Genomic DNA, 19766 nt, shown 5'->3' on the forward strand with positions numbered 1-19766 from the left:
CTCAGAGGATGGAGCGGCCGATTCCGCCGCAGACGTCGATGCTGGTGCCGGTGATGTACGAGGCGCGGGGCGAGAGCAGCGCGACGACCGCGTACGCGACCTCGTCCGCCCGGCCGAGGCGGCCCAGGGCGACTCCCCGGTCGGCGGCCAGTTCCGCCTGCCAGTCCTCGTACGTCATGCCGGACTCCGCGGCGGCGTGGCGGCGGGTCCACTGGCCGGTGTCGACGAGACCCAGGCAGACGGAGTTGACCCGGATGCCGTCGGCGGCCAGTTCGGCCGACAGGGACTTGGAGAGGTTGAGGATGCCGGCGCGGGCGGCGCTGGTGGTGATCAGGCGGGTCTCGGGCTGTTTGGCGAGAACCGCGTTGATGTTGACGATGCTCGCCGCGTCCGATGCGGCGAGGTACGGGCGGGCGGCGTGCAGCGGGTTCAGCACCCCGGCGAACTTCAGCTCCAGCTCGTCGCGCCAGTCCTCGGCGGTCGAGTCGTCGAGCCCCTTCATCCGGGACTGTCCCGCGTTGTTGACCAGTCCGTCGATGACGCCGAACTCCCTGGCCGTACGCCGGACGAAGCCGTCCACGGCATCGGCGTCCCGTACGTCGCACACCCCGGTCAGCAGCCGGTCGCGCCCGGCGCCGAGCCGGCCGGCGACCTTGGCCAGCCGGCCGGCGTCGCGGCCGCAGGTGGCGACGCGGGCGCCCTCGTCGAGCAGGGCGCGGACCGTGGCCAGGCCGACGCCCGAGCTGCCGCCGGTGACCACGATGGTGCGGTCGGCTAGGCCCAGATCCATAACTCGGTATCTCCTGTGGTCAGTTCATGGTGAAGCCGCCGTTGACGGCGATCACCTGTCCGGTCAGATAGCGGGACTCATCGCCGAGCAGGAACGAGATGATCCCGGTGAGGTCGTCGGGCTGCTGCGGCCGTGAGATGGCCCGGTTCGCGCGGTAGAGGCCGTGCCGCTCGGCGGGCACGGTCTCGGTCGCCTCGCACTCGGTCAGCCCGGGGGCGACCGCGTTCACGGTGATCCCCCTGTCGCCCAGCTCACGGGCCATCGCCCGGGTCAGGGCGATGACCGCACCCTTGGAGGCGATGTAGTGGGCGAGGCGCTCGGAGCCGTACAGAGCGGCGTCCGAAGCGATGTTGACGATCCGGCCGGGCGCGGCGAAGAGCGGGTACAGCGCCTTCGACACCAGCCAGGGGCTGCGGGCGTTGACCGTCATCAACCGGTCCCACACCTCGATGTCGATGTCCTGGAACTCCTTGCCGCCCACGCCGTTGGCCAGCGCCGCGTTGTTGACGAGGCCGTACAGCGGGCCCAGGTCCCGTACGGCGGCGGCCAGCGCGTCCACCGACGCGGGGTCGGCGACGTCGCAGCGCACGAAGTGGGCGTCGACGCCCTCGGCGCGCAGTTCCGCGACGGCGCGCCCACCCCGTTCCGGCTCCAGCTCGGCGACGACGACCCGGAAGCCGTCGGCGCCGATCCGCCGGGCCGTGGCCAGTCCCAGGCCACGGCCCGCCCCGGTGACGACGACGGTGCGTGCGCCGGCCGGGGGACCGCCGGCGACGGACTCGTCAGCCACGGGTGACGCCGTGCATCGGCGAGTACTCGGGGTACGTCGGCACCTGCGGCTTCTGCGTGCCGATGACGACGCAGAACAGGGCGTCGGTGTCCCCCTCGTTCTTCAGCGAACGGGTCACGCCGGCCGGGACGACGATCATGTCGCGGTAGCCGAGGGTGCGGTACTCGACCTCGTCGGGGCCGCGGTGGATGCCGACCTTGACCTCGCCCTCCAGGACGAAGAAGGCCTCTTCCACGTCGTGGTGGGTGTGGGCCGGGCCCTCGGCGCCGGGCGGCAGCAGCATGTTGGAGAAGGTGAATCCGCCGGACGGGATGATGCGGCTGTCGCCCTCGTGGTTGCCGGTGGCACCCGAGCCGACGTAACGGATCTGGCCGCGGCGGAACTGCGGGCCGGCCTTCTCCTGGAACGACAGGGTGTCGAAGTCCGCCACCCGGGAGTCCTTGGTGGCGATGAGGGAGTCGGTGTACGCGGCGAGGTCGCTGCCGTTGTCGTACGCGGTGGTGGTCAGAGGCATGGTGACTACTCCTGGTTGCTGGGGTTGCTGGGGTTGCTGGGGTTGCTGGGGTTGCTGGGGTTGCTGGGGTCACTGGGGTTGTTGGGGTTGCTGGGGATCTCCCGGGCCTACTCGGGGATACGCGCGGTGATGCGGAGGTGGGAGAGCACCCAGGCGTTGAAGCGGCCCGGCTGCTCCTGGTTGGCCAGGTGGCCGGCGTCCTTGACGATCACGTAGGCGGTCTTGGGGACGGCCCCGGCGATGGCCTGGCTCGCCTCGGGGCCGGTGACCGTGTCCTGGTCGCCGCAGAGCACGAGCGTGGGCGCGGCCACGGAGGGCAGTTCGGCGCGCAGATCGGCCGCGGCCATGGATGCGGCGGCGTACGCGTACCCCGGCAGCCGTACCGAGGCCGCCATGGTGTCCACGACCCGCCGCACCAGCTCGTCCGGCGCGCCGGACGACACCAGGCGCGGCCCGCGTGCCTCGGCGAAGGCGCGCGGCCCCATCTCGGCCAGCTCGGCGGCCCGCGCCCGCATCCCGTCGGCCTTGCTCCCGTCCGTGCCCGAACCCGGGCTGGAGTCGGCGACGACCAGGGAGGCGACGAGGCCGGGGTGGCGGGTGGCCAGCCGCAGCGCGATCACGCCGCCCCAGGAGACGCCGAGGACATGGGCGCTCGCGCCGCGCTTCCGGATGACGGCGGCCGCCGCGTCCGCGAAGTCGTCGAGCGTCAGGGCGGATCCGGGGTCGGGGGACTCGCCGTAGCCGGGGGCGTCCCAGGCCACGACCCGCACGTGCGAGGAGAGCCCGGCGAGCTGCGGGGCGAAGGCCGCCGAGGACGACCCGATACCGTGCAGGCACAGCAGCAGCGGCCCCTGGTCGCCGGCCTCCTCGACGTGCACGTCGGCGGGCGTGCTCACAGGATCTGCCCCGTCCGTCCGGCGAGCGCGGCGAGGCTGCGCAGTACCGCGTACGGCACGACCTGGCTCGTCGCCGGATTGCCGGGGTCGGGACGGTGCGCGACCTCGAAGCGGTACGCGCCGTGCGGACCGGACGCCTCGACGACGTGCCGGGTCCGGTGCGCCGAGGGATCGGCGACGACCCGGACCCGTACGGCGTCCAGGTCGCCGACGGCCAGCGCCACCGACGCGGCCACGTTCGTCGACTTGGGGAACTTGACCGGCACATCGCGGGCGGTTCCCGACATCACTTCGACGGGCCCGGTCGCCGTCCGCATCCGGTGTAGCAACTCCGCGTCCATCCACGGCTGTTCCAGTGTCGCGGGGAGCTTGGTGGTGGTCAGGCCGACCTCGTCCAGCGGGCCCATGGAGCGCGCCGCCTGGAGCAGGTCGAGTCCGCCGACCGCGCCACCGGTGAAGTACACCCGGCCCGGCCCGGCGGCTAGCAGTCCCTTGGCGAGCTCGTCGTCGGTCAGCGCCCCGGTGGAGGCGATGAGCAGATCGGTGCCGGAGACCAGCACCTGCTCGCCGTACTGACGTACGACGCCCTGGCCCGCGGCCTCCACGATCAGGTCGCAGCGCTCCAGCGCCTCCTCGAAGGTGACCTGCTGCACGGGAGCGGCTTCGCCCAGCGGACGGTTGTCGACGACGCACACCAACTCGGCGCTGCCCACCCGCCCCTCGGCGAGCGCCGTGCCGACGACCCGGCCGATCGCTCCCCAGCCGATGAGGCCCACCCTGCGTACGGTGCTCATGCGGCGCTCTCCTCAGTGGCGGTGGCGGTGTCTGCGGCCGCGGGTGCGTCGACGGGGGCGAGCGGGCCGGGGTCCGGCGTGCCCGCCATGTGGCAGCGGATCTCCGACGACGGCGGTCCGGCCGTTCCCCACAGGTCCGACAGCTCGGGGACCCGCCGCCACACCCGGGCGATCCAGGCGTCCTCGACGATCTGGGCGACCTCGGAGGTGTACTCGCAGACCAGCCCGGACGGGTCGGTGAAGTAGGAGAAGGTGTTGTTGCCGGGGCCGTGCCGCCCGGGCCCCCACTTCGGCGTGATGCCGTGGTGGCGCAGCCGGCCGAGGCCCCGCATGAAGTGGTCGACCGACGGCATCTCGTACGCCACGTGGTTGAGCGACGTCCACTCGGCCTGGTTGAAGGCGATGCAGTGGTGGTCGGCGTTGCAGCGCAGGAACGCCATCTGGTGCTCGGACCAGTCCGAGACGCGCAGTCCGAGGACGTCGCAGTAGAAGGCGACGGCGGCGTCGATGTCGGTGGTGTTCAGCACGGCGTGCGTGACGCCGACGGGCACCGCGTCGTCCCGGCCCCGCGGGACGACCGCATCGACCTGCGCGCTGATCTCGACGAGGCGCTGTTCGGGGTCGGTGAACCGCAGTCCGTAGCCGCCGCCCGCCTGTTCCAGCGGACCGGGCCCGGAGACGGGGACGATGCCGCGGGCCTCCAGGCGCCGGGCGGCCTCGTCGACCTCGGCGGGGGTGGCGACGGCGAACGCGAGCCTGCCGAGGCCGACGCGGTCCCGCGCGGTCAGGTGCAGGACGTGGTGCTCGTCGCCCGTACCGCGCAGCCATCGGTCGCCGGCGTCCGACTCGACGGTCGTCAGGCCCCAGACCTCCTCGTAGAAGTCGGCGGCCTCGGCGAAGGCGGGGGTGTGCAGTTCGACGTAGCGCAGCGAGCGGAGCCGGGCTATCGGGCCGGGCGGGGGTCGGTGCATGAATCTCTCCAGACAGGCAGGCGTGCCGGGTCAGTTGGCCCAGGGGAGGGGGGTGCCGGAGGTGCCCCAGTACAGGGACTTCTGGCGCTGGTACGAGCGGATCGCGTCGCGGCCCTTCTCCGTGCCCAGGCCGCTGTCCTTCCAGCCGGTGAACGGGGTGGAGACGCTGAACTGCTTGTACGTGTTGATCCAGACGGTGCCCGCCTCGATGCGCCGGGCGAGCCGCCACGCGGCACGCGCGTCGCGGGTCCAGATGCCGCAGGCCAACCCGTAGACGGAGTCGTTGGCCTGGCGGACCAGGTCGTCCTCGTCCTCGTAGGGGAGGGCCACGAGGACCGGGCCGAAGATCTCCTCCTGACACGTGCGGGAGGTGTTCGGCAGCCCGTCGAGGACGGTCGGGAGGTAGTACGCGCCGTCCCGGTGGCGCTCGCCCTCGGGCGCGGAGCCGCCGCACAGCACCCGTGCGCCCTCGGAACGGGCGAGGTCGACGTAGGCGGCGACGGCGTCGCGGTGGCGGTGGTGGACGAGCGGGCCGACCTGGGTACCCGGTTCGGTTCCGGGTCCCACGCGCAGTGTGCGTACGCGTTCGACGAGTTCGCCGATGAAGGAGTCGTAGATCTCACGGGCCACGAACAGCCGGGAACCGGCGATGCAGGACTGGCCGCTGGACGAGAAGATCCCGAACAGCACGCCCGCCAGGGCCTGTTCGACGTCGGCGTCGGCGCGCACGATCGTCGGGGACTTGCCGCCCAGCTCCAGTGAGGCGGGGATCAGCTTCTTCGCCGCGAGGGCGGCTATCGACCGCCCCGTCCCGGTGCCGCCGGTGAATCCGACGCGGGCGACGAGGGGGTGGCGCACGATGGCGTCGCCGACCACCCGGCCGCTGCCCGGCAGCACCGACAGCAGCGCGGTGGGCAGCCCGGCCTCGTCGAGCGCCTGGGTGATCAGCCGGCCGAGCGCCAGGGAGACGAGCGGTGTCCACGCGGCCGGCTTGAGGAGAACCGCGTTCCCGGCGGCGAGGGCGGGGGCGATCTTCTGCGCGTCGCTGGCGACCGGGGAGTTCCAGGGGTTGATCGCGCCGACGACACCGATCGGTTCGTGGACGCTCATCGTGAGGTAGGCACCGCGGGACGGGGTGACGGTGTCCTCGGCGGTCTCCAGGGCGGCCGCCATGTAGCGGAAGGTGCCGGCCGCGCTGAGGGCGAGCGCCCTGGTCTCGGTGAGGGTCTTCCCGGTGTCGGCGGTCTGCAGCGCCGAGAGTTCGCCGGCGGCCCGTTCGGTGAGCTCGGCGATGCGGTGCAGGAGCCGGGCGCGCTCGTGGGGGAACAGGTCGCGCCAGGCCGGGTCGGCCATGGCCTGCGCGGCGGCCTCGGCCGCTTCGTCGACCTCGTCGGCGGACGCGCAGCTGACGGTGGCGAGGACGCGGCCGGTCGCGGGGTCGACGGTGTCGACCGGCTCACCGGCGCCGCGCCGCCACCGGCCCGCGATCAGTATGTCGGTGGGGAAGTGGGGCACGGCGGGACCTCCGGACGAGGCGGCGGGAAGGGCGGGAGCTCCGGCGCGGACAAGCCCGGGCCGAGGGCCCGCCGCTTCGGTGTCCGCTGTTCTCGAAGTGCTAGGAATCTAAGGGCTTAAATATCTCCGGCGCAAGACCCTGAGGTGAAATCGTTGCCGAACCCCCTTGGGCTTTACGCCTTCAGACGCGGACGCCCCCGCCCGTCCCCGTCCCTCAGCGGTAAGATTCTCAGAGCCGTGAGAAGTGGGACGGGTGGTGCCGGCGGGAGCCGTACGAGGGGATGACGATGTCTGGAGCAAGGCCGGCGGACCGGGACGCCGTGGCGAAGGTGATCGAGGACTGGGCGCGTGAACGGCCGGACCTGGACACCAGCCCCCTCGAAGTCCTGGCCCGCCTCCACCGCTCCTTCCTGCGCTACAGCGCCAAGCTCACCACGTCGATCGAGCACCACGGACTGTCCGTGGCTGGTTTCGACGTGCTGACCGCGCTGCGGCGGGCGGGCGAGCCGTACCGGCTGACGGCGGGGCAGCTCGCCGATTCGGGTCTGGTGTCGTCGGCGGGGGTGACGCTGCGGATCGACCGGCTGGAGAAGGACGGCCTGATCGTCCGGGAAAGGGACGCCGACGACCGCAGAGTCGTCTACTCGCGCCTCACCGACAAGGGCCTCGCGACGGTGGACACCGTCTTCGCGGAGCACCTCGAAAACGAGAGCCGGATGCTCGGCGGCGTCTCGCCGGCCGAGCGCCGCCAGCTCGCGCGGTTGCTGCGCAAACTGGAGAGCTCCATCGTCGCGTCCGACGGCGGGGCGACCGGCTCGGCGGGGTGAAACCGGCCCCGGCCTCGGGCCCGCGGAAGACGTGTGGTCGCGCGCGCTGAAGCGAAGGACCGGTGGAAGGGCCCGGCTCCGCGGAGCCGGGCCCTTCTCGTGCGGCCTGACGCGGCGCCGCGGTCCAAGTCGCCCGTACCAGGCGTTGGCTGACTCTTCATCACTGCGACACCCCTCGACACTCGGTGCGCAACGCGGTTCGGTAAGCCTGTGATGAGCATGCCAACCTGGTCGCGCGGTCGACGCCGCGGCCGTCAGGAGGACGCAGTGAAGACGGGTTCGCGGATGCGCAAGGCTCCGATCGTCCTGGCCGGCGCCCTGGCGCTGGTCGTCGCCTTTCCGGGTGTCGCTCTCGCCGCCCCGCCCCCGGCGCTGCCCGCCAACGCCGACGGACTGGAGCAGATGTTCCAGCCCGCCTACGACTACGACACGGACGGTTGCTACCCGACCCCCGCGATAGGCCCCGACGGAACGGTGAACGGCGGCCTCAACCCGTCCGGCGCCCTCAACGGCCAGTGCCGCGACTCCTGGGACCTCGACAACACCAACGGATACGCACGGTCCACGTGCAACAACGGCTGGTGCGCGATCATGTACGGGCTCTACTTCGAGAAGGACCAGGCCGTGGCGGGCAGCGGTCTCGGCGGGCACCGTCACGACTGGGAGCACGTCGTGGTGTGGGTGCAGAACAACCAGGCCCAGTACGTCTCCACCTCGGCTCACGGCGGCTTCGGCGTCTACGGCCGCGACCGGATCCGGTGGGACGGGACACACCCCAAGATCGTCTACCACAAGGACGGCGTGAGCACGCACTGCTTCCGCCCCGCGAACTCCGGCGACGAACCCCCGGAGAACCACTACCGCGGGTGGCAGTTCCCCAGGCTGGTCGGCTGGAACGGCTACCCCGCCGGTGTCCGCGACAAGCTGAGCCAGGCCAATTTCGGCAGCGCCGTGTTCGGCCTCAAGGACGGCAGCTTCAGCTCTCATCTGGAGAAGGCCAAGCCGTCCGGCATCCCCTTCGACCCCAGCGCCGCCTGAGCCGCCGGCCACTCGGCCCCCGGCCCCGGGTGACCGGCCGACGGCCCCGGGGCGGCGCGCCTCGATCGGCCGGGCGGCGCCGGAACCCATGACGAGCCGCTTGGTGGTCTCCGCGCCGCACCGGCGGACCCGGTGCTCCGCACGGCCGCACGGCGGCGCGGACCCCGGACGGTGGGTCCGGCCTCCTCCCGCGGCTCGCGAGCGATCGTCCCTTCCGGGCTCCACCGTCCTCGGGCCCGCCGCCGGTCTGGCTCCAGATGCCGGGGTGGCAGATGCCGGCACGTTGTCCCTGAGGCGTCCCTGAGGCGCCCCTGAGGCGGGGAAGGGGACGTCCGGTCAGGGCGCGCACGGGGCGCACCGGCCGGGCGCAGGCCCGGTCGTCCGTACCCGCCCGGAGAACCCCCTGGCGCCATGTCGCTCCCGCGTGCGAGCGGGGCGGTGAGGCGCGCTGCCGGGCGCCTGCGACGACGCCGCCCGGCATCACCCCGTACGGGCGCGACGGCCCGGAGGGCGTGTGGCCGCGATCACTTCGCGCCCGCCCCGGGCCCCGTCGGCTGTGAGTCGGCCCATAGGTCCCAGATCACATACGAGGCCCGGTAGTAGGCCCCGGTGCGCGCTCTCGCGGCCCGGGCGGGGGCCGCTCGGCTTCTCAGGTCCTTCCCTACGTAGCCGAGCAGTACAGCCGGTCGTTGCCGATGCCCGGGAGGGCCGCTAACCATGGAGCCGGCCCGGGGAGTTCACCGCTCCCGACCGGCCGGGCACCACTCGCTCCGGCCGTCGCAGACCTCGTCGCGCAGCTCCGCTCCGCCGTCGCCGGTCCCCGAGGCCTCCCCTGTCGTCACCGAACGGAGAGTCACTCCCGTATGCCCGCTCAGTCGCTGAACCCCACCGCCCTCACCGCCCGGATCCGCAAGTTCTCCGTTTCCGGGCTGTGCGCCGCCGGAGCCGCAGCGGTGGCTCTGACCATCGCCCCGTCCCCCGCGCACGCCGCCGCCCCGGCACCGCAGAGCGCGGCCGCGTCGGTGGCCGGCGTCTTCACACAGGCCGACGCCATCGCCGCGAAGGCCAAGAAGGCGCCTTCCTACCCGGACAACCTGGACGGCTGGATCCGTGAGGCCCTGGCCATCATGAAGGACAAGGGCATTCCGGGCAGCTACGAAGGCCTGCACCGCAACATCATGCGTGAGTCCGGCGGCGACCCCGACGCGGCCAACAACTGGGACATCAACGCGCAGAACGGCACCCCGTCCAAGGGGCTGCTCCAGGTGATCCAGCCCACGTTCGACGCCTACCACGTCGAGGGCACCCCGGAGGAGCTGACCGATCCGGTCGCCAACATCACCGCGGCCGCCAACTACGCCGCCGACAGGTACGGCTCGATCGACAACGTCGATTCCGCCTACTGAGCGCCGCCTGCTCCACGCACGGCACCGCCGCGGGCGGCCCGGCCGAACGGTCCGCCGGGAACACCGCGCCGTGGGCCGCCGGACCGCACCGGTCCGGCGGCCCACGCCCGGTCAGCCCACCACCCCGCGGACGATGCCCAGATCCACCAGGTCCTGGGGGCGCAGCCGCAGCAGATCTGCGGTTTCCGGCACTTGCTCCGGGGCGCGCTTGAGGATGGCGGCGGCCGCCTCCGGGGCGATCACCGAGAAGTAGCTGTCGGGGGCGGCCCAGAGGTTGCCGGGCGCGGCCAGGGCGAGAGCGCCGCCTGACCCGCCTTCGCCGATGAGGAGGGTGGTGAGCGGTACGCGCGCCGTGGCCATCGCGCCGAAGAGGTCCGCGATGGCGGCGCCCGCGCCCGCCCGTTCCGCCTCGGCGCCGTTGGCCGCGCCCGGCGTGTCGACGAGGGTGAGCACCGGAACGCCCAGCCGGCCGGCGAGGCGGACCAGGCGGGCGGCGGTGCGGAAGCCGGCCGGGAGTGTCGCGGTGCCGCACTGGGCGGCGTACGCGACGACGCGGCCCCGCCGCAGCCCGAATCCGCAGCGCATGCCCGGATCCGCGCCCCCGCAGCGGTCCCCGCTGATCTCCTGGACCCCGTCGAAGTACGCGGCGAGATACGCGTCGGCGCGCGGCCGCCGCGGGGAGCGGGCCCGTGCGACCGCCTCCCAGCCGGTGGGGGCGGGCAGGCCGCCCGACGGGTACGCGGTGGGCGGTCCGGGAGGCTCGGGCGGCCCCTCCCAGGGGGCGGCGCCCAGGTGGCGCAGCCACCGGGCCAGCGCGTCCCGCAGGTCCTCGCGGCGTACGACCGCGTCGATCTGCCCGGAGGCGAGCTGTCCCTCGGCGGTGTACGCCGCCGGGTCGGCGCCCGGCGGCCGTACCCTCGACCCGGCGAAGCCGACCTGCGCGCCGGGCAGTGCCAGGATCACGTCCGCGCCGGCGCCGAGCGTCGCCCACCCGCCTCCGGTGGTGGGGTCGCGCAGAACGGCGAGCTGCGGCACCCCGGAGTCGCGCAGCAGGGCGGACTGGCGGGCCACGCGCTGGAGCTGGGACAGGGCCCGCATGCCCTCCTGCATGCGGCTGCCGCCGGTGGCGATCAGGGAGACCAGCGGAAGGCGCCGCTCCCGGGCCACGGTGTACGCGGCCTCCAGGAGGTCGCCCGTGCGCTCGCCGAGGGAACCGCCGAGGAACCCGAACTCGAAGGACACGACGACCGCTTCCGTGCCGCCGATCGAGCCGGTCCCGCAGACGACGGACTCCCGCTCGCCGGTGCGTTCCCCGGCGCGGGCCAGGGACTGCCCGTATCCCGGCCACCCGATCGGGCCGTCGGCGTTCCCGGACCGCCCCCGGGGCCGCTCCGGGCCCGGGGGCCCGGAGAGCTCGGCGAAGCTTCCGCCTTCCACGACCGCGGCGAGCGCCTCGCGGGCCGTCCAGGTGTCAGCCATGTCGCAGCGCCCGCCGGTACGAGCCTGCGGCCGGGGCCGGAAAGAGAGAGGACACGCGTCGTACTCCTTGCTGTGCGGCAGCCGGGACCCAGGCGAACGACGATAACCGGGTACCGGGCCGGCGGGCCGTGAACCGGCACACAGCAGGGCGGCGAAGGGCCCCGCACCGATGCCTCGGATAAGGTGTTTCAGTAGAGATGCGCCCTCCCGGGGTTAGGTCGATGCGTTGGACACCTACCAGTCGTCGGACGGCACACCGGGACAGCCCCCGGGGGTTGTCGGCTACGCGGGCGTGCTCCGTGAGCTGCTGCCGATCGCCCTCTGGCGCGAGGACGCGGACGGGCGGATCGTGGAGTGGTCGCTCGCCGCGCGCGACCTGCTCGGGCATCAGCCCGAGGACGTCCTGGGCCGGTCCGCCGGGACCCTCCTGGTGCCCGACGCCAACCGGGAACTGGCCGATCGGCTGACGCGGCGCGTCCAGGCGGGCGAGACCGTCGTCGGGACCCTGCCGGTGCGCCATCGCGACGGTCACTACGTGACGATGGAGATGTGGATCGTCCCCGCCGCCGATCCGCGGGGGCGGCGCGGCACCCTGCTGATCGCCGTCGAGACCTCCAAGGTCCTGCACATGCGGGACTCCCTGGCAGCCCTGGAGAGCCTCTTCACCCGGTCGCCCATCGGCCTGGCCACGCTCGGCCCCGACCTGCGGTTCCTGCGGGTCAATGGCGCTCTCGCCCGGATGAACGGCGTCTCCGCCGCCGAACACCTGGGCAAGCGGCTGACCGAGGTCGTGCCCGGCGTCAACGCCACGGCGCTGGAGTCGATGATGCTGCAGGTCCTGGACCGGGGGACGCCCGTCGTCGACGCCCGCAGGACCGGCCGTACCCCCGCCGACCCCGGCCGCGAACGGACCTGGTCCTGCTCGTACACCCCGCTGCTCGACAACGCAGGCCGGCGGCTGGGCCTGATCGCTTCCCTGATCGACATCACCGAGGGCCAGCAGGCACAGGCCGAGGCCGAACGGGCCCGGCACCGCTTCGCCCTGCTCGCCGAGGCCGGAACCCGGATCGGCACCACCCTGGACCTGCGGCAGACCGCCGAGGAGGTCGTGCAGCTGCTCGTGCCGCGGTTCGCCGACTCGGCCGACGTGCAACTGCTGGAAGAGGTCCTCGAACCGGACGAGGCCGCCGCGTCCACCCGTGGCGTGGTGCGCCGGATGGCGGCCGCCTTCCCCGATCCGGCCGCCCCCACGGCGAAACTGGTGCCCGGCACGACCTCCCGGATTCCGCTCGGCTCGCTGTACGAGCGCGTCATCGCCGACGGCCGGCCCATGAACCTGTACCGGCCCGACGTCCCGGCGCTGATCACCGACCCCCGGGCCGACAGCCTGCGCGCGTACCTCAGGACCCTCGGCTCCGCGCGGCTGATCCCCCTCGTCGCCCGGGGCAAGGTGCTGGGCGCGGTCGTGGTGACGCGCGTCCGCAGCCGCGACCCGTTCGACGAACAGGACTGCGTCCTCCTCGACGAGCTGGTCGCGCGCGCCGCGCTGAACATCGACAACGCGCGCATGTACACCAACCAGCGGGCGGCGGCCCTCACCCTGCGGCGGAGCCTGGCGAACAGCGCGCTGCCCGACGTGGCCGGCCTCGAACTCACCGGGCGCTACCTGCCCGCCAGCGACCACGCCGTCGGCGGTGACTGGTTCGACGTCATCGCGCTGCCGGACGGGAGGACCGGCCTCGTGATCGGGGACGTGATGGGCCACGGGATCCACGCGGCGGCCGTCATGGGGCAGCTGCGTACGGCCGTACGCACCCTCGCCCGGCACGGCATCTCCCCCGCGGAGATGCTCCGCTCCCTCGACGCCGTGGTGGCCGACGTGGGGGAGGACGAGATGGCGACCTGCGTGTACGCCGTCCACGACCCGGTGGCCGCGGAGTGCGTGATCGCCAGGGCGGGCCACCCCCCGCCGGCGGTGGCCACGGCCGGCGGGGACCTCGCGTTCCTCGGCGGCCCGCCCGGCGTGCCCCTGGGGACGGGCGGACGGGACTTCCGGACCCAGCGGGTGCCGCTGCCGCCGGGCAGCCTGCTGGTCCTCTACACCGACGGCCTCATCGAAGCGCGCGACCAGGACCTCGACGAGGGCATGGGCAAGCTCGCGCAGGCACTCGCGCATCGCGACCGGCCGCTGGAGGACCTCTGCGAGAGCGTCCTCGAACAGCTGCTGCCCCGACCCGGGCTGGACGACGTGGCGGTGCTCCTGGCGCGCACCCGGCGGACCTGAGTCCTCAGAGGGTGTCGATGCCCTCAAAGGGTGTCGATGTCGAAGAAGCCGAGGAGTTCCTGCTCCGGCTCCCCCGAGGCGCCCGGCAGCGCCTGTTCGGCCCAGATGACCTTGCCCGGCGAGGTGTACCGGGTGCCCCACCGCTGGCTCAGCTGCGCCACCAGGAACAGCCCCCGCCCTCCCTCGTCCGTGGTGGCGGCGTACCGCAGATGGGGTGACGTGCTGCTCGCGTCGGACACCTCGCAGGTGAGGGTACGGTCGCGCAGCAGCCGCATGCGGACCGGAGCGGAGCCGTAGCGGATGGCGTTGGTGATCAGCTCGCTGAGGATCAGCTCCGTACCGAACGCGAGAGCGGACAGGTCCCATTCGTCCAGCTTCTTCGCGACGACGGTCCGCATCGCGCCGACCGCGCTCGGTTCGAACGGCACGTCCCACTCGGCGACGCGGTCCGGGCCGAGCGTCCGGGTCCGGGCGACGAGCAGAGCCACGTCGTCCCGCGGCCGATCCGGCAGCAGGACGTCGAGGACCGCCCGGCAGCTCTCCTCCGGGTGCCGGTCAGGGTGGTGGCTCAGGGCCGAGCGCAGCAGCTCAAGCCCCTCGTCGATGTCGCGGGTGCGGTCCTCGATCAGGCCGTCGGTGTAGAGCACGAGCTGGCTGCCCTCGGCCAGGTGCACCTCGGCGGTCTCGAACGGCATCCCGCCCAGCCCCAGCGGCGGTCCGGTCGGCAGTTGGAGGATCTCCACCGTCCGGTCGGGACGGACCACCAGCGGCGGCGGGTGTCCCGCCCGGGCCATGACGCAGCACTGGGACACCGGGTCGTACACGGCGTACAGGCAGGTGGCGCCCAGCATGCCGTCGTCGTCGTCCGCGCCGTCCTCGCCGTTGTGGTCGATGCGCTGAACGAGGTCGTCGAGGCGGGACAGCAGCTCGTCGGGCGGCAGGTCGAGGGACGAGAAGTTGTGGACCGCCGTGCGCAGCCGACCCATGGTGGCCGCGGCGTGCAGTCCGTGGCCGACCACGTCGCCGACGACGAGGGCGACCCGGCTGCCGGACAGCGGGATCACGTCGAACCAGTCGCCGCCCACCCCGGACTGCGCGGGCAGGTAGTAGTGCGCCACCTCGACGGCGCTGTGCTCGGGAAGGCCGCGCGGCAGCAGGCTGCGCTGGAGCGCCACGGCCACGGTGTGCTCCCGGGTGTAGCGGCGGGCGTTGTCGATGCTGACCGCGGCCCGCGCGACCAGCTCCTCGGCCAGGGACAGGTCGTCGTCGTCGAAGGGCTCCGGCTTCTCCAGGCGCCAGAAGTTGACCAGCCCGAGGACGACGCCCCGCGCCTTGAGGGGCGCTGTGATCAGGGAGTGGATGCCGTAGTCGATGATCCTCTGCGCCACCGGCGGGTCCTGGGCGTACCAGCCCGGTGCGTCGGACAGGTCGGGCACCAGCTCGGCCTGTCCGCTGCTGAGCCCGCGGGCCTGCGGGGTGGACGGGAGGAAGTTGATCAGCATGCCGCGGGGATAGAGGGGCTGGTCGTCGCGGATGCCGCTGACCGCCGTGCGCCGCAGGTCCGCCCCGGAGCCGGTCGGCTCGTCGCCGTGCAGGACCTGGTCCGCCAGGTCGACGGTCACGAAGTCCGCGAACCGGGGGACGGCGACGTCCGCCAGCTCCTCGGCCGTCCGCCGCACGTCGAGCGTGGTGCCGATGCCGACCCCCGCGTCGTACAGGAGCTTCAGCCGGCGACGGGCCGCGTCGGCCCGGCCCGTGAGGACACGCATCTCGGTGGAGTCGCGGATGGTGACGGCGGCCCCCTCGGGCTGGCCGTGGGGTTTCGTCGGCCGCTGGTTCACCACCAGCAGCCGGTTCCCGGCCGTGAGGACCTCGTCGGTGGCCTCCCGGCCGGACCGCAGAAGGCCGGCCAGCTGCTGGTCGAGGTGGGGCAGCTCCCCGACGTGCCGTCCCTCCGCGTCGGCCGGCAGATCCAGCAGCCGCTTCGCCTCGTCGTTCGCGAGCAGCAGGCGGCCGTCCCCGTCGGTGATCAGGACGCCCTCCCGGACGGCGTGCAGGACGGCGTCGTGGTGTTCGTACATACGGGTCATCTCCAGGGTGCCGAGCCCGTGGGTCTGCCGCCGCAGGCGCCGGGCGACCAGGGCCGTGCCGGCCGTGGCCAGGGCCAGGGCGGCCGCGCTGACACCGAGGATGACCGGGAGCTGCCGTTCCACCACGCCGGAGACGTTCCGCACGGTGACACCGGCCGAGACCAGCGCCACCACCTCGTCGTCGGCGGTCACCGGAACGACCGCTTGGATCTCCTGGCCGAGCGGCCCGTCCACGCTCTCGGTGTGGACCCGGCCGGCCAGGGGCGGCCCGATGGTGCCGACGAAGCGCTTGCCGATCAGGTCGGGCTGGGGGTGCGTGTAGCGGATTCCGCCGGTGTCCATCACCACGATGAAGTCGACGCCCGCCCGCTCGCGCGTCTCCTCGGCGAGCGGCTGGAGGATCTCGGACGGGTCCGGAGCCCGCAGTGCCTCGCGGAGCCCGAGCGAGCGGGCGAACGTCTCGGCGACCGCGACCGACCGGTTGCGGGCCTCACGCTCGCCGTCGTGGCGCGACTGGAGCACCAGGGCCAGCACCGCACCGGCGGCGAGCAGCAGCACGACCGCCACCTGGAGGACGAAGACCTGTCCGGCGACGCTTCGCGGGCCCTTCCCGGTCAGTGACCGCACCGACCCGCCCGGCACGGGATGAAGAGATCGACCACAGTCTCATTTGTACTCCCGCGCGGGCTCCGGCGGCCAGGTGTGCACAAGCTGCCCGGTGCACCGAGGCGCGCGGACCAGTGAGCCGTGTCTCACCGGGGCCGTGCCGCTTGTCTATGCAACGAGTTGCATAGAAAGATCGGGGCATGGCGCTCGAACACGCGATCCTCGTCTCCCTGCTGGAGAAGCCGGGCTCGGGCTACGAGCTGGCCCGGCGGTTCGAGCGGTCCATCGGGTACTTCTGGAACGCCACCCACCAGCAGATCTACCGCGTCCTCAAGCGGATGGAGAGCGACGGCTGGGTCGACGTCCGGGACGTGCCGCAGCAGGCACGGCCGGACAAGAAGGAGTACTCCGTCGCCGCCGTCGGCCGGGCCGCGCTCTCCGGGTGGCTGCACGAGCCGATCGAACCCGAGAGCGTCCGCCACGACCTCGCCGTGAAGATCCGCGGCGCGGCCTTCGACAACCCGGCCGCACTCATCGGCGAGGTCGAGCGGCACCACCAGGCGCACACCGACCGCCTCGCGCACTACCTGGCGGGGGAGCGGCGTGACTTCCCCGGCCCCGGGGCGCCCGGGGCGCCCGATCCGGGGCGGGAGCTCCAGCATGCCGTCCTGCGCGGCGGCATCGCGTACGAGCGGATGATGCTCGCCTGGCTCGACGACGTGCTCGCCACCCTCCACCGGCTCGCCGCCGACCGCTGAGGCGGCGCCGGCGAGCACCCCCGTACCCACCCCACCCTCACGACCTCTCAAGCCGGAAAGGCGGACACCCATGGCCGACCCGCTGCTGTTCAACCCGCGCACCTACGACCCGGCGCACTTCGACCCGGAGACCCGCAGGCTGCTGCGCGCCACCGTCGACTGGTTCGAGGACCGAGGCAAGCGCAGGCTGATCGAGGACTACCGCTCCCGCGCCTGGCTGGCGGACTTCCTCGCGTTCTCCGCCAAGGAGGGACTGTTCGCCACCTTCCTCACCCCCGCCTCCGCCGCCGAGGACCGGCCCGGTGATCAGGGCGACAAGCGCTGGGACACCGCCAGGATCGCCGCCCTCAACGAGATCTTCGGCTTCTACGGGCTCGACTACTGGTACGCGTGGCAGGTCACCGTCCTCGGTCTCGGCCCGGTCTGGCAGAGCGACAACGCCGCCGCCCGCACCCGTGCGGCCGGGCTCCTCGCCCAGGGCGAGGTGCTTGCCTTCGGCCTGTCCGAGAAGGCCCACGGCGCCGACATCTACTCCACCGACATGCTGCTGGAGCCTGACGGTGCCGGCGGCTTCCGCGCCACCGGCTCGAAGTACTACATCGGCAACGGCAACGCCGCCGGCCTCGTCTCCGTCTTCGGCCGCCGCACCGACGTCGAGGGCCCGGACGGGTACGTCTTCTTCGCCGCCGACAGCCGCCACCCGACGTACCACCTGGTGAAGAACGTCGTCGACTCCTCGAAGTACGTCAGCGAGTTCCGGCTCGACGGCTACCCGGTCGGACCCGACGACGTCCTGCACACCGGCCGCGCCGCCTTCGACGCCGCCCTCAACACGGTCAACGTCGGCAAGTTCAACCTCTGCACCGCCTCGATCGGTATCTGCGAGCACGCGATGTACGAGGCCGTCACCCACGCGAGCAACCGCATCCTCTACGGCCGGCCCGTCACCGCCTTCCCCCACGTGCGGCGCGAGCTGACCGACGCGTACGTCCGCCTCGTCGGAATGAAGCTGTTCAGCGACCGCGCCGTCGACTACTTCCGCTCCGCCGGCCCCGACGACCGCCGCTACCTCCTCTTCAACCCGATGACGAAGATGAAGGTGACCACGGAGGGCGAAAAGGTCATCGACCTGATGTGGGACGTCATCGCCGCCAAGGGCTTCGAGAAGGACACCTACTTCGCCCAGGCCGCCGTCGAGATCCGGGGCCTGCCGAAGCTGGAGGGCACGGTCCACGTCAACCTCGCGCTGATCCTCAAGTTCATGCGCAACCACCTGCTGGACCCGGCCGGCTACACGCCGGTGCCCACCCGTCTCGACGCGGCCGACGACGACTTCCTCTTCCGCCAGGGACCGGCACGCGGCCTGGGCTCCGTACGCTTCCACGACTGGCGCACCGCCTATGACGCGTACGCCCACGTCCCCAACGTCGGCCGCTTCCGCGAACAGGCGGACGCCCTGTGCGAGTTCGTCACGACCGCCGCCCCCGACGAGGAGCAGAGCCGCGACCTCGACCTGCTGCTCTCCGTCGGCCAGCTCTTCGCGCTGGTCGTGCACGGCCAGCTGATCCTGGAACAGGCGCGCCTGACCGGCCTGGAGGAGGACGTGCTCGACGAACTGTTCGCCGTGCTGGTACGCGACTTCTCCGCGCACGCCGTCGAACTGCACGGCAAGGACTCCGCCACCGCGCAACAGCAGCAGTGGGCGCTGGGCGCGGTCCGGCGTCCGGTCGTCGGCGAGGCCCGTTCGGCCCGCGTCTGGGAACGCGTCGAGGCACTGTCCGGCGCATACGAGATGGCGCCGTAACAACGGCCGGGCGCGCACCGGGACGTCCGTCCGGTGCCCGGTGCCCGGTGCACGCACCGGGCACCGGACGCGGCGTCTTCGCCGTCGGCGCGGGGCGGAAGTGCCGGTGGCCGTCGTCCCGGCGCCTGCGCGGCGCATCGCGGAACGCGGTCGGCCCGGGTCCACGGCGTGGGTGAAGGGGGCCGGCGGGACCCGGCGGCCCTGCCCTGGTGAGTGGTGGGCGACTGCGGAACCAGATCTTTGGTGCCGGTCCGGCCGGGCCCGCGGTCCGATGCGACGAGCCCCGGCAACGGTCGGCGTCGCATCATGCGTATAGGACTACTCGGCACCGGAAACGTCGCTCGAGCACTGGCCCGCGGCTGGAGCGCCGCAGGGCACGACGTGTTCCTCGGTTCACGCCTGCCGAAGGAGCGGACGGACCTCGGTCTCCCCGTGGCGGGCCTGAGCGAGACAGCCGCCCACGCGGAGGTACTGGTCAACGCCACCCCGGGCACCGTCTCCGTGGAACTGCTGCACTCCATCGGGGCGCCGGCCCTGGCCGGCACCTTGCTGATCGATGTCGGGGTCGGCCTCTCCGACGACTTCACCGAGCTCTCGCACCCCAACAGCAGCCTGGGTGAACAGATCCAGGAGGCCTTCCCCCGGCCCCCGTCGTCAAGACGCTGTGCACCATGGACTCCACCGTGATGACGGCCCCGGAGGGCCTCGACGGCCCGAGCACCGTCTTCCTCTCCGGCGACGACGCCGAAGCCGAACGGACCACCGGCCGGCTGCTCACCGACCTCGGCCGGCCCCCGTCGTCCCAGCTGCACATCGGCGGCATCACCACCGCACGCGGACAGGAGCACTTCGCCCTGCTCTTCATGGGCATCGCGGGCGGCCTGGGGGCCCACACGTTCAACATCAACGTGGTCACCCGCCCCTCTGCCCAGGACCTATCGGCCGTGCGATCCAGGTCGACGGATCATGACGGGGCGATACGCCGTCATGAACTCCCGGGTGGTGGGGAGGACTTCGTGCGGTCGTTGCCGCCCCGTGCGCCGACGGTGCGGCAACGGCCCGACGTCCGGACGATGCTCAGCGGGACCTTCCGGAAGCTCCGGGCCGGGCGGCCGCGGGTGTGCTTTCCGTGGGACGGCGACGGACGCGAAGCGGGGGATCGTCCTCACCGGGGCCCGGCCGGGGTGCGCCCGGGGCGGCCGGC

The 19766-nt window shown here is 72.9% G+C and carries 15 protein-coding genes and 1 pseudogene; 7 read left to right on the forward strand and 9 right to left on the reverse strand.

The window, feature by feature from the left end; genetic code table 11:
• Position 1: 1 nt before the first annotated feature.
• From BN1555_RS32205 to BN1555_RS32235, 7 genes are all read right to left on the reverse strand, one after another.
• Entirely contained in the window at positions 2 to 790 is a 789-nt protein-coding gene (locus tag BN1555_RS32205) for an SDR family oxidoreductase (protein WP_093802687.1), read from the reverse strand.
• A 19-nt stretch (positions 791 to 809) separates the two neighbouring features.
• On the reverse strand, positions 810 to 1580 hold the full coding sequence (locus BN1555_RS32210; RefSeq protein WP_093802689.1) for an SDR family oxidoreductase: 771 nt from the start codon (positions 1578 to 1580) through the stop codon (positions 810 to 812).
• Positions 1573 to 2094, reverse strand: coding sequence for a cupin domain-containing protein (locus BN1555_RS32215; protein WP_093802690.1), 522 nt, complete (start codon positions 2092 to 2094; stop codon positions 1573 to 1575). Before BN1555_RS32215 ends, BN1555_RS32210 begins: the two co-directional genes overlap by 8 nt.
• A 107-nt stretch (positions 2095 to 2201) precedes the next feature.
• Positions 2202 to 2990 carry an alpha/beta fold hydrolase gene (locus BN1555_RS32220; protein WP_093802691.1) on the reverse strand — a complete coding sequence of 263 codons (789 nt, stop codon included), beginning with the start codon at positions 2988 to 2990 and terminating at the stop codon, positions 2202 to 2204.
• Positions 2987 to 3784 carry an aspartate dehydrogenase domain-containing protein gene (locus BN1555_RS32225; protein WP_093802693.1) on the reverse strand — a complete coding sequence of 266 codons (798 nt, stop codon included), beginning with the start codon at positions 3782 to 3784 and terminating at the stop codon, positions 2987 to 2989. The genes BN1555_RS32220 and BN1555_RS32225 overlap by 4 nt, the downstream gene beginning before the upstream one ends.
• Positions 3781 to 4755: a VOC family protein gene (locus tag BN1555_RS32230; RefSeq protein ID WP_093802694.1), complete on the reverse strand. Its 975-nt coding sequence runs from the start codon at positions 4753 to 4755 to the stop codon at positions 3781 to 3783. Before BN1555_RS32230 ends, BN1555_RS32225 begins: the two co-directional genes overlap by 4 nt.
• Positions 4756 to 4785: 30 nt before the next feature.
• Entirely contained in the window at positions 4786 to 6270 is a 1485-nt protein-coding gene (locus BN1555_RS32235) for an aldehyde dehydrogenase family protein (RefSeq protein WP_093802695.1), read from the reverse strand.
• 287 nt (positions 6271 to 6557) lie between these two features.
• Between BN1555_RS32235 and BN1555_RS32240 the strand changes: the two genes are divergently transcribed.
• The 3 genes from BN1555_RS32240 (at position 6558) to BN1555_RS32250 (ending at position 9541) form a co-directional block, all read left to right on the forward strand.
• Complete coding sequence (locus tag BN1555_RS32240) at positions 6558 to 7097, forward strand: MarR family winged helix-turn-helix transcriptional regulator (RefSeq protein ID WP_093803803.1); 540 nt, start codon at positions 6558 to 6560, stop codon at positions 7095 to 7097.
• Positions 7098 to 7364: 267 nt separating this feature from the next.
• Complete coding sequence (locus tag BN1555_RS32245; protein WP_093802696.1) at positions 7365 to 8135, forward strand: NPP1 family protein; 771 nt, start codon at positions 7365 to 7367, stop codon at positions 8133 to 8135.
• An 863-nt stretch (positions 8136 to 8998) separates the two neighbouring features.
• Complete coding sequence (locus tag BN1555_RS32250) at positions 8999 to 9541, forward strand: transglycosylase SLT domain-containing protein (protein WP_093802698.1); 543 nt, start codon at positions 8999 to 9001, stop codon at positions 9539 to 9541.
• 111 nt (positions 9542 to 9652) lie between these two features.
• On the opposite strand, the gene BN1555_RS32255 is transcribed toward BN1555_RS32250, so the two are convergent.
• Positions 9653 to 11020: a carboxyl transferase domain-containing protein gene (locus tag BN1555_RS32255; RefSeq protein WP_093802699.1), complete on the reverse strand. Its 1368-nt coding sequence runs from the start codon at positions 11018 to 11020 to the stop codon at positions 9653 to 9655.
• A 226-nt stretch (positions 11021 to 11246) separates the two neighbouring features.
• On the opposite strand from BN1555_RS32255, the gene BN1555_RS32260 reads away from it, so the two are divergent.
• The gene (locus tag BN1555_RS32260) at positions 11247 to 13304 is read left to right on the forward strand and encodes a SpoIIE family protein phosphatase (RefSeq protein ID WP_093802700.1); all 2058 of its coding nucleotides are present in this window, start codon (positions 11247 to 11249) and stop codon (positions 13302 to 13304) included.
• A 23-nt stretch (positions 13305 to 13327) separates the two neighbouring features.
• Here BN1555_RS32260 and BN1555_RS32265 read toward each other — a convergent pair whose 3' ends face one another.
• On the reverse strand, positions 13328 to 16021 hold the full coding sequence (locus tag BN1555_RS32265; protein ID WP_093803805.1) for a SpoIIE family protein phosphatase: 2694 nt from the start codon (positions 16019 to 16021) through the stop codon (positions 13328 to 13330).
• 179 nt (positions 16022 to 16200) lie between these two features.
• Between BN1555_RS32265 and BN1555_RS32270 the strand changes: the two genes are divergently transcribed.
• The 3 genes and pseudogenes from BN1555_RS32270 to BN1555_RS32280 all read left to right on the forward strand — a co-directional run.
• The gene (locus BN1555_RS32270) at positions 16201 to 16758 is read left to right on the forward strand and encodes a PadR family transcriptional regulator (RefSeq protein WP_093802701.1); all 558 of its coding nucleotides are present in this window, start codon (positions 16201 to 16203) and stop codon (positions 16756 to 16758) included.
• A 70-nt stretch (positions 16759 to 16828) separates the two neighbouring features.
• Entirely contained in the window at positions 16829 to 18562 is a 1734-nt protein-coding gene (locus tag BN1555_RS32275; protein ID WP_093802702.1) for an acyl-CoA dehydrogenase family protein, read from the forward strand.
• 306 nt (positions 18563 to 18868) lie between these two features.
• Positions 18869 to 19485 (forward strand): annotated as a pseudogene (locus BN1555_RS32280) (NADPH-dependent F420 reductase); the annotation flags it as partial.
• Between the last annotated feature and the right edge of the window lie 281 nt (positions 19486 to 19766).

The organism is Streptomyces sp. Wb2n-11 (assembly GCF_001049855.1).
GTDB lineage: Bacteria > Actinomycetota > Actinomycetes > Streptomycetales > Streptomycetaceae > Streptomyces > Streptomyces altiplanensis.